Here is a 15,069-nt window from a genome sequence, read left to right as displayed (position 1 = left end):
GGGTGTTCCTGATCAACGCAGTCACCTTCGGTGCGATGGTCTACGTGCTCCTGGCCATCCGGTCCTCCGAGCTCCGCGCCCAGCCGAAAGCTCCGCCCGGCAGGGGCCGCATCCGGGCAGGGTTCCGGTATGTCCTGAACCGGCCGGATTTGATAGTGGTCATGCTGGCCATCTTCATCGTCGGCACTTTCGGCTTGAATTTCGCCGTGTACATCGCCGCCATGGCACGTACCGAGTTCGGCCAGGGCGCCGGAGTGTTCGGGATTCTCTCCTCGGTGATGGCCGTGGGCTCGGTGGCGGGGGCGCTGCTCTCGGCGCGCCGCGCGAGGCCACGGCTCCGCTTCATTTTCGGAGCGTCGGCGGCCTTCGGCCTCGCCTGCGCAGCCGCCGCCGTTGCGCCGACGCTGTGGATCTTCGGGCTCACCCTGGTTCCGGTAGGGCTGTTCGCCCTGACCCTGATGACAAGCGCCAACGCCTACGTCCAGACGACCACGGAGCCGGGAATGCGCGGGCGGGTCATGGCGCTGTACTTCGCCATTTTCCTCGGCGGAACGCCGTTGGGAGCGCCCGTGGTGGGCTGGGTCCCGCCGCGGCCGGCCTGCTGACCGCCGGGGTCGGGCCCGGGTGGGTGTTCCTGATCAACGCAGTCACCTTCGGTGCGATGGTCTACGTGCTCCTGGCCATCCGGTCCTCCGAGCTCCGCGCCCAGCCGAAAGCTCCGCCCGGCAGGGGCCGCATCCGGGCAGGGTTCCGGTATGTCCTGAACCGGCCGGATTTGATAGTGGTCATGCTGGCCATCTTCATCGTCGGCACTTTCGGCTTGAATTTCGCCGTGTACATCGCCGCCATGGCACGTACCGAGTTCGGCCAGGGCGCCGGAGTGTTCGGGATTCTCTCCTCGGTGATGGCCGTGGGCTCGGTGGCGGGGGCGCTGCTCTCGGCGCGCCGCGCGAGGCCACGGCTCCGCTTCATTTTCGGAGCGTCGGCGGCCTTCGGCCTCGCCTGCGCAGCCGCCGCCGTTGCGCCGACGCTGTGGATCTTCGGGCTCACCCTGGTTCCGGTAGGGCTGTTCGCCCTGACCCTGATGACAAGCGCCAACGCCTACGTCCAGACGACCACGGAGCCGGGAATGCGCGGGCGGGTCATGGCGCTGTACTTCGCCATTTTCCTCGGCGGAACGCCGTTGGGAGCGCCCGTGGTGGGCTGGGTCTCGGATGCCTTCGGCCCCCGCTGGAGCCTGGGAGTAGCTGCCGCGGCGGGGCTGATCGCGGCCGCCGTCGGCATCTTCTGGGCCTGGCGTTACCACGACGTGCGGCTGCGCTACGACCGCTCGGTGCCCCGGCGCCTGCGCATCGGTGGCGCTGTAGGCGACGGGTACTGACCAGCGTCTAGTTGTGCCTGGTCCGGCTGAGTTCGGGAACGAGGTCTGAGATCAGCGATTCCACGACCTGGCTGAACAGGAGTCTGCCCTTCTCCGCATCGGAGCCCGTCGGCGCGGAGAGGCACCCGCTCTCGGGAGTGCGGGACGGAACTACGGGAAGCCGGTCGAACCTGGGCAGCTCCGCCGGCTGGTGGTCGACGGCCCGCTCGAGGTCGACGAGCTTCGGCTTCAGATGAAGCATGAGCGAGGTCTCGAGTACTCCACCATGCTCGATCGCCCAACCTGGAAAACCGTCGGGATAGACGGCAGCCAGTGTTTCCTCTGCTACGTAGTCCCAGTAGGACAACAGCAGGACGCACCGATCGTCGCCAGCGCTGATGCCGAGTTCTGCGAGCGCAATGTCGATACCCTCGTAGAGGAACTGGTAGTTCTCATAGTGCCCGTTGAGGAAGACGATTCGTCGGACGCCCTGGTTGAACAGGGAAACTGTCAGGTTCCGTGTCAAACCGATCAGCGTGGCCGCATCCAGGCTCGTCGTGCCGGGAAGATGGTTGCCTCCGCCTGATTTCTGCTGCGATTTATAGCCGTAAGCGACAGGTTGGGCAACCAGGGCGCCGATGGCTTCCGCGACCCCGGTGGAGATCAGCGTGGACAGGATGGCATCGGTACCCATCGGCAGGTGCGGGCCGTGCTGTTCCAGTGCGCCGACCGGAACCACGATGGTGCCGGAACCGGTTTCCAGCCAGCTTCTGAAAGTATGGGCATCGGTTTCGGACATGTGCACACTGGACGCACTGGGTGCGGTGGGGAACTCGTTTGCCTTCATGGCGTGCCTCCCGGCATTGGTTCTGGGGCCGGCGCGGACTTCTACCGCGCCGGCCGGTGCATGCTGTTCTACGCGTCGCGGTGGGCCACCGGGAGTTCGTCCCCGTCCAACAGGTCGTCCTCCACACGGTGGTTCGGATCGTTGACTTCCCTCTCGAGCCGCTTGACATCCTTGTCCCGCTGCTTCAATCGCCGGATGAGATTGGCGATCATCAGGAGAATCACGAAGGAAAAGGGGAACGCGCCGATGATCGTGCCGGTTTGTACTGTATCGACCACCGCAGTTCCACCGATGGTCAGCAGGATCAGGGCCACCGAGGCGATACTGACTACCAGGACCACCCTGAACCAGGGACCTGATTTCTTCGGTGCCGAGACGAACTCCGCAAGTGCGTAGGTCCCGGAGTCCAGGCTTGTGACGTAGTAGGTCGCCACGAGGATGGTGGCGATCACCAGCAGCGCTCCTCCGACGAACGGGATCATCGTGAGCATGGAGAACAGGCCGCTGGACGTATCGGCGGCGACATCCGTGGAGATCGAGCGGTTGGATGCGTCGTCGTAGAAGATGGCCGCGGAGCCGATCACCCCGACCCAGATCATGACGATCAGGGACGGAATGACCGTCACGCCGATGACGAATTCGCGGATCGTCCGCCCGCGGGAAATCCGTGCGATGAATCCGGCGACGAACGGGGAGAAGGCAATGACCCAGCACCAGATGAAGACGGTCCACCAGCCGTTCCAGCTGTCCTGCCAGCTGGCCAGCGGTGTGGAGGATGTGGGTGCGTCAGTCCAGAAGGTCATGGGAACGAAGTTGTAGAAGAATGAGCCAAAGGTCTGTGAGACGTTCGAAATGATGAAGATAGTCGGACCGAAAATAAACACCGCCACCACCAGGATGATGCTCAGGATCGAATTGGCCTCACTGACCCGCTTCATGCCCTTGTTGACGCCGAGGAAGGCGGAGACCGCCGTCAGGCCGCCGAGCGCGACGATGACACCGATCCAGACGCCGATGCTGGGCGCCACGCCGGTGAATGAGGACACCCCGGAGGTGAACTGCAGGGCCGCGAACCCGAAGGACGTTGCGAGCCCCAGGACTGTTGCGATGATTGCAAGCAGTTCGACGATCACGCCGGAGCCGCGCTGGATCCGTTTGGGCAGTATGTCGACAGTCGCTTCCCGGAAAGTGAGTGTCTTGCCGAGGTTGTGGTGTGAGTAGGCCAGACAGACGGCAACGACGCAGTACATGGCCCATGCGGTCAGGCCCCAGTGGAAGTAGGTCCACACGATGCCGCCCTCTGCAGGGTTCCCGTTGGCGGGGACCACCGGGCTCTCATCGCGCAACATGATCGGTTCCGCAACCGACCAGAAAATAAGACCGATCCCCTGGCCGCAGGCGAAGAGCATGGAGTACCACGCGAACTTACTGTGCTCGGGCTTGGCCTTGGGGCCGCCCAGTCGGACCTTGCCGACGCTGCTGGAGGCCAGCCAGCAGCATACGGTGAGGGCAATGACGGAATAGAGGACAAACAGCCAGGTGAACCCCGAGGTCACGAAAGTGCGCAGTTCTCCGATGACCCCAGCGGCGCCTTCCGGGTCCAGGGTCACCGCGATGATGAGGGCGACGATCAGGACCGGGGGGAGGATCTTGATGATCGCGCGGTCGAGGGGCGGTGTGACCTGCCCGCGGAACCGGGGCAGCTCGACCCTCCTTGAGGCCCGCCGCTTTCCGGTTGCGGCCTCTGCCTCGTCAGAGGTAGCGGTGCCGCCCGCAGGAGCGGAAGGCGTGGAATCACTCTCGGGTTTCTCTTGCTCGTAGATCGACATGCCAGCGTCCCTTTCGATGGGCGACCGCGATCGGCCGGCTGTGAGTGGTCTTTTAGGTGGGGAAGGCGATGCCGTGGACGCTCTTGTTGCAACCTTCACAACACCGTTGCAGTGAAGCTTACAGTGATGACGCTCACAGTCAAGGGTGGTACTGGTGCCCGGCTAGCGCAGGATGATCGTCCGGTTCTCGTGGAGGAAGACCCGTCCCTGGCAGTGCCATTTGACTGCGTTGGACAACGCCTTGCATTCGGTGTCACGACCGGCCGCTACCAGATCCTCGGGGGAGAAGGTGTGGTCGACCTCAACTGTCTGCTGCGAGATGATCGGGCCCTCGTCCAGCTCGCTGTTCACGTAGTGGGCGGTGGCGCCCACCGTCTTGACTCCCCGGGCATAGGCCTGGTGGTAAGGCTTCGCCCCCTTGAAGCTGGGCAGGAACGAGTGGTGGATGTTGATCGTGCGGCCGGTGAGTCTGCGGCTGAGCGTGTCACTCAGAACCTGCATGTAGCGGGCCAGGACCACGAGCTCTACGTCGAGGTCGTCGATGAGTCGAAGTAGCTCAGCCTCGGCCGCAGGCTTGGTTTCCGGGGTTACCGGTATGTGGAAGAACGGGATGTCGTGCCATTCCACCAGGCCCTGGTGATCGAGGTGGTTCGAGACCACCGCGACGATGTCGATCGGGAGCTCACCCATGCGGGACCGGTAGAGGAGGTCGCTGAGGCAGTGGCCGAATTTCGACACCATGATCAGGACCCGGTGTTTCGTTCCAAGGCGCTCCAGACGCCAGTCGAGACCGAAATCCTCGGCGACGGGCGTGAAGGCGGTCCGCATCTCCTCGGTGAGGTTCGCGGAGTCCGGGCCGGCGACATCCACGCGCAGAAAGAAGTGTCCCGTCTGGCGATCGCCGAACTGTTTGAGTTCGAGGATGTTCCGCCCCTGCTGCAGCAGGAATCCCGAGACGGCATGGACGATCCCCGGGCGTTCCGGGCAGTGCAGAGTGAGGACATGTTCGACGTCGGCGTTCGGTTCCATACTCGTTCAGCACTCCGTCACATTGACGGCGAGTCCGCCGCGTGAGGTTTCCTTGTACTTCGTTTTCATATCCGCCCCCGTCTGCCGCATGGTTTCGATGGCCGCGTCCAGCGACACCTTGTGTTCCCCATTACCCTGCAGGCACAACCGCGCGGCATTGATGGCCTTCACGCTGGCGATGGCGTTGCGCTCGATGCACGGAATCTGCACCAGGCCGCCGATGGGGTCGCAGGTGAGCCCGAGGTTGTGTTCGATGCCCACTTCGGCCGCGTTCTCGACCTGCTCCGGTGTGCCGCCGAGCACGGCGCACAACCCTGCAGCGGCCATCGAGCAGGCGGAACCTACCTCGCCCTGGCACCCGACCTCAGCACCGGAGATGGACGCATTCTCCTTGAAGAGGATCCCGATCGCCGCCGCGGTGAGCAGAAAGGTGACAATCCCGTCGTCGTCCGCGTCGTCGATGAACCGGGAGTAGAAGTGCAGCACTGCCGGGATGATGCCCGCCGCACCGTTGGTGGGAGCAGTGACGATGCGCCCGCCGGAGGCGTTCTCCTCATTCACTGCCAATGCGTACAGGTTTACCCATTCCATGGCCCACAGTGGATCACGTAGCGGTGCGCCTCCGGAACGCGCCACCTTCTCCTGCTCGCGCAACTTACGCCGCAGCTCCGGGGCCCGACGGCGAACCTTGAGCCCTCCGGGAAGCACGTCCTCGGTGCGGGTACAGCCGTTTTCGACGCATTCACCCATGACTTTCCAGATGTGCAGGAGGGCGGCGCGGGTCTCTTCGGCTGGACGCCAGGATTCCTCATTGGCCATCATCAGCTCGGCGATGGACAGTCCCGAGACCCGGCATGCCGCCAGCAGTTCGGCACCGGAACCGAAGGGATGGGGCAACAGGGTGCTGTCGGGAACCAGCTTGTCGTCCTCGGCTGTGATTTCGTCCACCACGAAGCCTCCGCCAACTGAATAGTAGGTGCGCTGGCGTACCGGCTGCCCGTCATGTCCCAGGGCGGAGAAGGTCATGCCGTTGGGGTGGGCGGGCAGGGATTTGCGCCGGTGCAGAACCACATCGCTTTCCTCGTTGAACCCGATCCCGTGCAGCCCCGCCAGCGGAAGCCGTCCGGCGCGGATACAGCTGGCCACCAGCTCCCCGGCGATGTCGGTGTCCACGGTCTCCGGGTCGTGGCCGGCAAGCCCCAGGATCACTGCCTTATCCGACCCGTGACCGATCCCGGTGGCACCCAGGGACCCGAAGAGCTCGGCTTGGACCCGGCCGACCCCTTCCAGGAGACCGTCCGCTGCGAGCCCGGCGGTGAACCGCCGGGCTGCCCGCATGGGTCCCACCGTGTGGGACGAGGACGGACCGATGCCGACGGAGAACAGGTCCAGGACGCTCAACGCCATCAGGGAACCTCGGGCACTGAGTATTCCAACATGGCATCCAGCAGCCATTGCACCACATAGTCGGTGAACGACGCCCGCGGCAGGATGCGGAAAGTGTGCTCGTCCGTCTTCCACAGCAGCACCGGGACAGGCCCCAGTTCCGTCGACACGGCAGTACCCGGGGCGAAGGAGCGCGGATGCAGATCGTAGTGGCATCCCTTCTCAAGCACCGAGCGGGCCGATGGGCCGGAGAGTTCCAGGGTGGTGCGGTTTGCCGAGAGGTCCACGACGGCACCTGCCAACGCTTCCTCACCTGCGCCCAGCGCAGCCAGAAGTGCTCCTGCGTCCACGCTTTCCGGGACGCCGACCAGCAGGAACTCGTCCGGACCCTGCCACAGCACGGCACGCTCGGTGCCGCCGGTGACCTCACCGACACGGGCGGGCAGGGCGAGCCCGATAGCCGCCTCCAAAGCGGACGCTGCAGCGGAACCGGGCCTGGCCCGAAGACCCAGCTGGGTCAGGAACGCGATTTCACGCAGCGCAACGCCACGCTCGCCGGCCACCGAACCGGCTGACATCGAAGCGGCCAGGTGCCCGGCGGGACTACGGCGCAGTGCCGCGGCCTCCTGGCGAACGTCAGGGAATTCAAGGATCTGTTCAGCCGTCACGACGGCTCCCTTCGGGGTCGTAGAGCACGGGGGAAGTAATTTCGACGTCGATGAGCTGGCCGTCCAACGGTGCCTGGAGGATTTCGCCTACCCGGTTGCGTCCGTTGGACACCAGTGCCAACCCGAAGGTTCGGCCCAGCGCCGGGCTGCGGTAGCTGGAGGTCACATGACCCTGCATGGGGACCGGACCGGCCTGCGGGGTGATCGGTGTTCCGGCGGTGACCAACTGGGCGCCTTCGGGCAGCAGGGTGGTCCTGTCCACCGGGAGGACGCCCACCAGGTGCTTGCGGTCCTCGCGTGCGGTATCCAGCCGCGCGTGGGAGCGTTTGCCGATGAAGTCCTTGACCTTGGAAACCACCCATTCCATGCCGGCGTCCTGCGGGGTCACGGTGCCGTCGGTGTCCTGGCCAACGATGATGAAGCCCTTTTCAGCGCGCAGGACGTGCATGGTTTCCGTGCCGTACGGGGTGATGTTGAAGTCGGCACCGGCTTCGGCGACGTCCTCCCACACTCTCAACCCGTACCAGGCAGCGGTGTTGATCTCGAAGGCCAGCTCGCCGGAGAAGGAGATGCGGCAGACCCGAGCCGGAATTCCGTTGCCGAGCGTCGTTTCGCGGAACGCCATGAACGGGAAGGCATCGTTGGAGACATCGACTCCCGGGGCGAGCTTGGCGATGACCTCGCGTGACTTCGGACCGACCACGGCAACCGTCGTGTACTGCTCGGTGACCGAATTGCACACCACGTCGAGTTCCGGCCACTCGGTCTGCAGCCATTCCTCCAGCCAGTCCAGCACCTTGGCGGCGCCGCCGGTGGTGGTGGTCAGAAAGTAGCGGTCCTCGTCCAGCCGGAGAGTGACGCCGTCGTCGAAGATCATTCCGTCCGGCGTGCACATCAGTCCGTAGCGGCCCATGCCGGGCTTGAGCTTCTTGAACGCGTTCGTGTAGATCCGGTTGAGGAACTCCCCGGCATCGCTCCCGCGGATCTCGATCTTGCCCACTGTGGTGGCGTCCATGAAACCCACGGATTCGCGGACGGCGGCGCATTCACGCTGCACGGCTGTGTCCATGTCCTCGCCTTCCTGCGGGAAGTACCAGGGCCGCTTCCACTGTCCGACATCTTCGAACTTGGCACCATTCGCCTCGTGCCACGAGTGGATCGACGTTAGGCGCGCCGGGTCGAGCATCTGGCCACGCTGGCGTCCGGCCAGCGCGGCGAAGGAAACCGGCGTGTAGGGGGCGCGGAATGTAGTGGTGCCGATGTCGCCGAGCTCGTCGACGCCGAGCAGGGCGGCGATGACGCCGATCGCGGCGACACCGCTGGTCTTGCCCTGGTCATTGGCGGTGCTGATCGAGGTGTAGCGCTTGATGTGCTCCACCGAACGTAGACCGGCACCGGTGGAACGTACGACGTCGGCCACACTCTGGTCGCGCTGCAGGTCCACGAAATGCGTTGTCCAGTTCCCCGGCTCGCCGTCCGCGGCGCGGATGAGCCACAGCGGGCGGGGCGCCGAGGTGGGCGTCACCTGCGCCTGGGGCTTGTCCAGTGCCGCCTTTTCTCCACGGTGTTCGACGGCGGTCCTGCCCGCTGCATCGCCCTCGGTGAGGCAGGCGGCCAAGTCCAGTGAACCGTTGAGTGCACCGGCAGTGTGCACGTTCTTCACCGGGGTGCCGGGAACGAAAGCGGCCAGGTCCTTGTCCCAGAGCACCTTGCCCTGGCGCTGGCTGTACAGGTGCACCACGGGGCTCCAGCCACCCGAGACGGCGAGCAGGTCGGCTGCGAGCGTTTCGCTGCTCCCGGTTGCCTCGCCGTCGTCGTCCAATCCCGCAATGGTGACTGAACGAACGCGGCCGGAGTCGTCTGCTCCGGTGTCGACGACGGCCGCAGCGAAGATGCCGCGCACCCCGGTTTCCCCGAGCACGCCCGAGGCGGTTTCCGAGGCACTTTCGCGCGAATCCACGACGGCGGCGACAACGATGCCTGCTGCGTGCAGGTCGGTGACCGTGGCGTAGGCGGAATCGTTGGTGGTGGCAAGAACCACCTGCGAACCGGCGGCAACGCCGTAACGGTTCAGGTAGCTGCGGACGGCGGAGGCCAACAGAATGCCGGGGCGGTCGTTATTGGCGAAGACCAGGGGGCGTTCGTGCGCGCCGGTTGCCAGGACGACCTGCTTGGCCCGGATATGCCAGATCCGTTCGCGTGAGACGCCGTAACCGGGCTGGGTTGCCAGGTGGTCGGTACGCTTCTGTGCGGCGATGATGTAGTTCGCGTCGTACGCGCCGAAAGCAGTGGTGCGCGCCAGGTAGGTGAATTCCTCGGCCTCCTCAAGCTCCTGCGCCGTGCTTGCGGCCCACCGGGCCGCGGGAACGCCGTCGATTTTTTCTGCGCCTGAGGAGAGCAGCGAACCACCGGCGGCAGGCTGCTCGTCGATGAGGATGGTGCGCGCACCGGTCGCCACGGCCTGGCGGGCAGCGGCGAGCCCGGCGGGGCCGGCGCCGACGATCAGGACATCAGCGTGCACGTACTTGCGGTCGTAGTAGGCATCGTCACGGCGGGGATCCAGTACGCCCAGGCCGCTGAGGTACGTGGCCTGCATGCCTTCGGCGACCTCGACGACGGTCGCGGGAAGCATCGACTCATCGACCTGCCCGGGAAAGCGTGAGGCGACGCTGATCAATGCGTTGGGCTCTTCGACGCCCGCCGCGAAGATCCCGCGGGGGCGGTCTCGGTACATCGATGCGCCGCAGGCAATCCTGCCGGCGGCCAGCGCTGCCGACGCGACTGTGTCGCCGGGGTGGGCGCTCAGTTCCTGCCCGTCGAGGGTGAATTTGATCGTGGTGGACCTGTCGATGCCGTGGCCCTGGACCAGACCGGCGTCAAGGCGTCCTGCCTGCTGTGCTGCGGGCTGTGCGGGGCTCACTTCGTTCCTCCTTCGGGTGTGCTCTCCTGTGCATGGACGAGCTCCGGCGACGCAGTGTCCGGGCGGGGCTCGTCCAGCTGGTAGATAGCGTGGATGTCGTACGTTGACGTATCGCGCAGCGCGTTGAACCAGCGCCGACAACCTGCCGCGTGGTTCCAGCGTTCGGCGAACAGTCCCTTCGCGTTTCCCCGGTAGAAGAGGTAGCGCGACCATTCGCTGTCCGTCAGTGCAGAGGGGTCCTTGGGGTAGGCGATGTGTGCCTGCCCCCCGTAGGAGTATTCGGTTTCATCGCGTGGCCCGCAGTTGGGGCATTCAATGAGCAACATGGGGTGTCCTTCGAGGATGGGTGCTAGTGGGCGACGGCAGCGGCGCCGTGTTCGTCAATCAGTTTTCCGGATTCGAATCGGTCCAGTGCGAACGGGGCGTTCAGCGTATGCGCTTCACCGGTGGCGATGGTATGGGCGAAGGTGTAGCCGGCGCCGGGGGTCCCCTTGAATCCGCCGGTGCCCCAGCCGCAGTTCACGAACAGGCCCTCGATCGGTGTGGGGGAGACGATGGGGGAGGCGTCCATGGTCACGTCCACGATCCCGCCCCAGGTGCGCAGCAGGTGCGCCCGGGAGAAGATCGGGAACAGCTCCACGGCGGCGGACATCTGTTCCTCGATGACGTGGAAGGCTCCGCGCTGTCCATAGCCGGTGTAGGCATCGACGCCGGCGCCCATCACCAGTTCGCCCTTGTGCGCCTGGGAGACGTAGACGTGGACGTGGTTGGACATCACCACGGTGGGATGCACCGGTTCGAAGAGTTCCGAGACCAGTGCCTGCAACGGATGTGACTGGATCGGCAGGTCGAATCCGGCGAGCTCGGCCAGGACCGACGAGTGTCCGGCGGCGCAGAGGCCCACCTTGTCGGTTCGAATCCTGCCGCGGTTCGTTTCCACTCCCACCACGCGGTCGCCGTCCTTGATGAAACCGGTGACTTCGCAGTTCTGGATGATGTCGACGCCCATGCTGTCGCACTGCCGGGCGAAGGCCCAGGCAACGTGGTCATGCTTGGCGATGCCGGCACGTGCCTGGTAGGTGGCACCCATGACCGGGTAGCGGATGTCGTCGCCGATGTTGATGATCGGGCACAGTTCCTTCACCTGGCTGGGGTCGAGCCATTCCGCGTCAACGCCGTTGAGCACATTGGCGTTGACCCGGCGCTTGCTCTCGCGCACGTCCTGCAGGGTGTGCGCCAGGTTCATCACTCCGCGCTGGGAGAAGAGGAAGTCGTAGTCGAGCTCCTCGGGAAGCTGCTCCCACAGCTTCAGCGAATGCTCGTACATCGCGGCGCTCTCGTCCCACAGATAGTTGGAGCGGATGATGGTGGTGTTGCGGGCCATATTGCCGCCGGCCAGCCAGCCACGCTCCAGGATGGCGATGTTCGTCATGCCGTGGTTCTTGGCCAGATAGTAGGCGGTGGCGAGTCCGTGTCCGCCGCCGCCGACGATCACTGCATCGTAGGAGGGCTTGGGATCCGGGTTGTGCCAGAGGAAATCCGGGTGTTCAGGGAGAACGTCGGCCATGATCAGGCTCCAATCGGGGCGAGGTCGGGGTATAGGGGGTGGGCTGCGGCCAGGGCCGTGACCCTGTCTTTCAGCAAGTCCAGAACGACGGCGTCGGCACCGCCGGGGGTGGTTCCGGCGATCAGTGCCTGCGCGATGACTTCTGCAACCTCCATGAAGGCTTCTTCGGAGAAGCCGCGGGTCGCCAGCGCGGGAGTCCCGATCCGCAGCCCCGAGGTCACCATCGGCGGCCGGGGGTCGAAGGGGACCGCGTTGCGGTTCACCGTGATGTCGATCCGTGCCAATAGGTCCTCGCCCTGCTGCCCATCCAGCTCTGAATTCCGCAGATCGACCAAGACCAGATGCACATCCGTGCCTCCGGTCAGCACACTGATTCCCCGCGAGGCCACATCCTCGCGGGTGAGCCGATCGGCCAGGATCCGGGCGCCGGCCAGTGTGCGTTCCTGGCGTTGCGTGAATTCGGGTGTGGCCGCGATCTTGAACGCGACCGCCTTGCCCGCGATCACATGTTCCAGGGGCCCGCCCTGCTGACCCGGGAACACTGCGGAGTTGATTTTCTTCGCGATGTCCGGCTCGTTGGTCAGGATGATGCCGCCGCGCGGACCGGCCAGCGTCTTGTGCGTGGTGGAGGTGGTGACGTGGGCGTAGTGCACGGGGGAGGGGTGGAGCCCGGCGGCAACGAGGCCGGCAAAATGAGCCATGTCGACCATCAGGTACGCCCCGACCTCATCGGCGATCTGCCGGAACCGGGCGAAGTCCAGTTGCCGCGGGTAGGCGGACCAGCCGGCAATGATCAGCGCGGGCCGATGCTCCCGCGCCAGTGTTTCGACCTGGTCCATGTCCACCAGGTAGTCCCGTTCGGTGACGCCGTAGGGAACCACGTTGTAGAGCCTGCCCGAGAAGTTGATTTTCATGCCGTGGGTGAGGTGACCGCCATGCGCGAGGTTCAGGCCCAGGATGGTGTCACCGGGCTTGATCAGCGCATGCATTGCCGAGGCGTTCGCCTGGGCACCGGAGTGCGGCTGGACGTTGGCGAAGCCTGCCCCGAAGAGGGATTTCACGCGGTCAATGGCCAACTGCTCGATGATATCCACATGCTCGCAGCCACCGTAGTAGCGGCGCCCGGGGTAACCCTCGGCGTACTTGTTGGTCAGCACTGAACCCTGCGCCTGCATTACGGCCTGCGCCGTGTGGTTCTCCGAGGCGATCATTTCCAGGCCGTTCTGCTGACGCCGCAGTTCTGCGTCGATCTGCTCCGCGACCTCCGGATCCAGGGTCGAAATGTCCTCCGTCAACGACGGTGCTGCCAGGGTGGAGATGTCCGGAGCCATGCTGCCCTCACTGTTTGAAGTAGAAGTTATAGCCGATTGATATATCAACCACTCTAAGAACGGTATGATGGAACTCACAGTGTGTCAATGCAACAGTGTTGCTCAGTTCCGCCCAGCGGTCGAAACGGGCGGACCAAACCTAGGGAGCACGGAATGACCAGTACTTCGACGGCGCCACGTCAGGTGGATGAACCCGCCTCCCTGGCCGAGCGGGCCTATCGGGACATTCGGGACCGCTTGATCATGCTGGATATCCGCCCGGGCGCCCCGATCGACGACCGGCAGTTGTCGCAGGATCTTGGGGTCGGTCGAACGCCGGTTCGTGAGGCACTGAAGCGGCTGGAAACAGACCACCTCGTCATCTCCTATCCTCGGCGGGGAACCTTCGCCACGATCGTGGACATCACCGAACTCGCCGACGTCTCCGAGTTGCGGCGGGTGCTCGAGCCCCTGGCGGCGTCGAAGGCGGCGATGGTGGCAACCGACGAGGTCCGCAGCCAATTGGATCTGCTGGCGCGGGACATCGGGAGCAGGGCAGGGCGGTTGGAGGACAAGCGGGGACTGATGGAGTACGACCTGGACGTCCACCGCCTCATCTATCGGGCCGCGGGCAACCCGCACCTCGAGGACACCCTGATTCGACTGGATAACCTGGCCACTCGCATCTGGTGCCTGGTATTGGACAAGGTTCCCTCCGTGTCAGGGCACATCGACGAACATGTTGACCTGCTGGTCGCGATCGCCGGCGGAGACGCGGATCGGGCAGCAGCGCTGGCCCTGGAGCACATCACCAGTTTCGAGCGGACCATCAGGGCCGTCCTCTAGGACGCACAATTCCAAGGGCCACGTCGTCGACTCCCACTTCGGGAGCCGGGGGCGTGGCCTTTCCTGTGGACAGGAGCCTCGGTGCTTGACAGTGACGTGGGCCACTCGTAGTCTGATGCAACGTCGTTGCACTCAATGCAACATACTCTCCTGGTGGTTACTTATGACTCAGAGCTCCAAACCCTCGGCCGGCAGTTCTGAAGCCGAGGGTTACGCAAAGGCCGCCCGTACCTCGGGCCCGCCTCAAGACCTCGGTCCCACACTTAGCGGCAGGGGCCGGCCTGACCCGGCTGGAGTGGGCAAGAAAACCCGCAACAGGGTGGTCGCCGCGAGCTTCATCGGCAATTTCGTCGAGTGGTTCGACTATGCGGTCTATGGCTATCTGGCGGTAACGATCACAGCTGTCTTTTTTCCGGAGTCGGATCCCCAAACGGGACTCATGCTCACCTTCGCCCTTTTCGCCATCTCATTCCTGGTACGCCCCCTGGGCGGTTTCATCTGGGGGCACCTGGGTGACAGGATCGGCCGCCGCACGGCGTTGTCCTGGTCGATTCTGATCATGTCGGGGGCCACCTTCTGCATCGCGCTGATCCCCTCCTCCGAAACCATCGGCATCTGGGCGCCTGTCCTGCTGCTGATCATCCGTGTCGTCCAGGGCTTTTCCGCCTCAGGCGAATACGCGGGCGCATCGGCATTTCTCGTCGAGTACGCGCCAGCCAATCGCCGTGGCCTTTATGCCGCTGTCGTCCCGGCAAGCACCGCGACCGGACTGCTCCTGGGATCCCTCCTCGCCGCGCTCCTGACCGGCCTTCTCAGTACCGACCAAATGCAGGAGTGGGGATGGCGGCTACCGTTCCTCCTGGCCGCCCCCATGGGCCTGATCGGCCGTTATATCCGTACCCGGCTCGAGGATTCGCCGGCGTTCCGTGAACTGGCAGAGGAGGACGACGTCATCAAGGCGCCGGTCAAGTCCATGTTCCGTGACCATTGGCGCCAGCTGCTCCAGGCCGTCGGGGCAGTGCTGCTCAACGCCGTCGGATTCTACGTGATCCTCAGCTACATGCCCACGTACCTCTCCCAGGAACTCGGCCTCGATGAGACAGCCTCCTATGTCGCCACAACGGTTGCACTGGTGACCTACATCGGCTTCATCTTCCTCACCGGCATGCTGTCCGACCGTTACGGGCGAAAGAGGGTACTCATAAGCGCCTCGGTGCTGTTCATCCTGCTCACGGTGCCGGCTTTCATGCTGCTCAATACCGGGAACTTCCTGGTGATCATCCTGGTCCAGATCCTCCTCGGCGCCA

At 64.7% G+C, this 15,069-nt stretch carries 13 protein-coding genes; 4 read left to right on the top strand and 9 right to left on the bottom strand.

The annotated features are described in order from the left end of the window. Positions 1–605 (top strand): MFS transporter (locus Y704_RS25295; protein ID WP_253904314.1); only part of this gene is annotated, 605 nt, incomplete at its 5' end. Beyond that, complete coding sequence (locus tag Y704_RS20855; protein WP_343212843.1) at positions 578–1,381, top strand: MFS transporter; 804 nt, start codon at positions 578–580, stop codon at positions 1,379–1,381. The genes Y704_RS25295 and Y704_RS20855, both read left to right, overlap by 28 nt. Before the next feature lie 7 nt (positions 1,382–1,388). Here Y704_RS20855 and Y704_RS0111885 read toward each other — a convergent pair whose 3' ends face one another. From Y704_RS0111885 to glyA, 9 genes are all read right to left on the bottom strand, one after another. Further along, on the bottom strand, positions 1,389–2,207 hold the full coding sequence (locus tag Y704_RS0111885; protein WP_051476984.1) for a creatininase: 819 nt from the start codon (positions 2,205–2,207) through the stop codon (positions 1,389–1,391). 68 nt (positions 2,208–2,275) lie between these two features. Next, the gene (locus Y704_RS20850; RefSeq protein ID WP_081747599.1) at positions 2,276–4,036 is read right to left on the bottom strand and encodes a BCCT family transporter; all 1,761 of its coding nucleotides are present in this window, start codon (positions 4,034–4,036) and stop codon (positions 2,276–2,278) included. A gap of 162 nt (positions 4,037–4,198) precedes the next feature. Beyond that, the gene (gene purU / locus Y704_RS0111875) at positions 4,199–5,065 is read right to left on the bottom strand and encodes a formyltetrahydrofolate deformylase (protein ID WP_026550288.1); all 867 of its coding nucleotides are present in this window, start codon (positions 5,063–5,065) and stop codon (positions 4,199–4,201) included. 6 nt (positions 5,066–5,071) lie between these two features. Next, positions 5,072–6,472 carry an L-serine ammonia-lyase gene (locus Y704_RS0111870; protein ID WP_026550287.1) on the bottom strand — a complete coding sequence of 467 codons (1,401 nt, stop codon included), beginning with the start codon at positions 6,470–6,472 and terminating at the stop codon, positions 5,072–5,074. Then, the gene (gene soxG / locus Y704_RS0111865; RefSeq protein WP_253904313.1) at positions 6,472–7,119 is read right to left on the bottom strand and encodes a sarcosine oxidase subunit gamma; all 648 of its coding nucleotides are present in this window, start codon (positions 7,117–7,119) and stop codon (positions 6,472–6,474) included. The genes Y704_RS0111870 and soxG overlap by 1 nt, the downstream gene beginning before the upstream one ends. Continuing rightward, positions 7,109–9,988: a sarcosine oxidase subunit alpha family protein gene (locus Y704_RS0111860; protein ID WP_026550285.1), complete on the bottom strand. Its 2,880-nt coding sequence runs from the start codon at positions 9,986–9,988 to the stop codon at positions 7,109–7,111. The genes soxG and Y704_RS0111860 overlap by 11 nt, the downstream gene beginning before the upstream one ends. Before the next feature lie 47 nt (positions 9,989–10,035). Beyond that, on the bottom strand, positions 10,036–10,365 hold the full coding sequence (locus Y704_RS24865) for a sarcosine oxidase subunit delta (RefSeq protein ID WP_026550284.1): 330 nt from the start codon (positions 10,363–10,365) through the stop codon (positions 10,036–10,038). A 23-nt stretch (positions 10,366–10,388) separates the two neighbouring features. Further along, positions 10,389–11,606, bottom strand: a complete 1,218-nt coding sequence (locus tag Y704_RS0111850) for a sarcosine oxidase subunit beta family protein (RefSeq protein WP_026550283.1) — start codon at positions 11,604–11,606, stop codon at positions 10,389–10,391. A gap of 2 nt (positions 11,607–11,608) precedes the next feature. Continuing rightward, complete coding sequence (gene glyA, locus Y704_RS0111845; RefSeq protein ID WP_026550282.1) at positions 11,609–12,937, bottom strand: serine hydroxymethyltransferase; 1,329 nt, start codon at positions 12,935–12,937, stop codon at positions 11,609–11,611. A 153-nt stretch (positions 12,938–13,090) separates the two neighbouring features. On the opposite strand from glyA, the gene Y704_RS0111840 reads away from it, so the two are divergent. Together Y704_RS0111840 and Y704_RS0111835 are read left to right on the top strand one after the other, a co-directional pair. Next, positions 13,091–13,762: a GntR family transcriptional regulator gene (locus Y704_RS0111840; protein WP_026550281.1), complete on the top strand. Its 672-nt coding sequence runs from the start codon at positions 13,091–13,093 to the stop codon at positions 13,760–13,762. Between the two features lie 115 nt (positions 13,763–13,877). Next, on the top strand, positions 13,878–15,069 hold a 1,192-nt coding region (locus Y704_RS0111835), incomplete at its 3' end, for an MFS transporter (protein WP_253904312.1).

The sequence above is a fragment of the Arthrobacter sp. Br18 genome, from assembly GCF_000520555.1.
Classification (GTDB): domain Bacteria; phylum Actinomycetota; class Actinomycetes; order Actinomycetales; family Micrococcaceae; genus Arthrobacter_D.
This window is presented reverse-complemented; position numbering and strand designations above follow the sequence as displayed.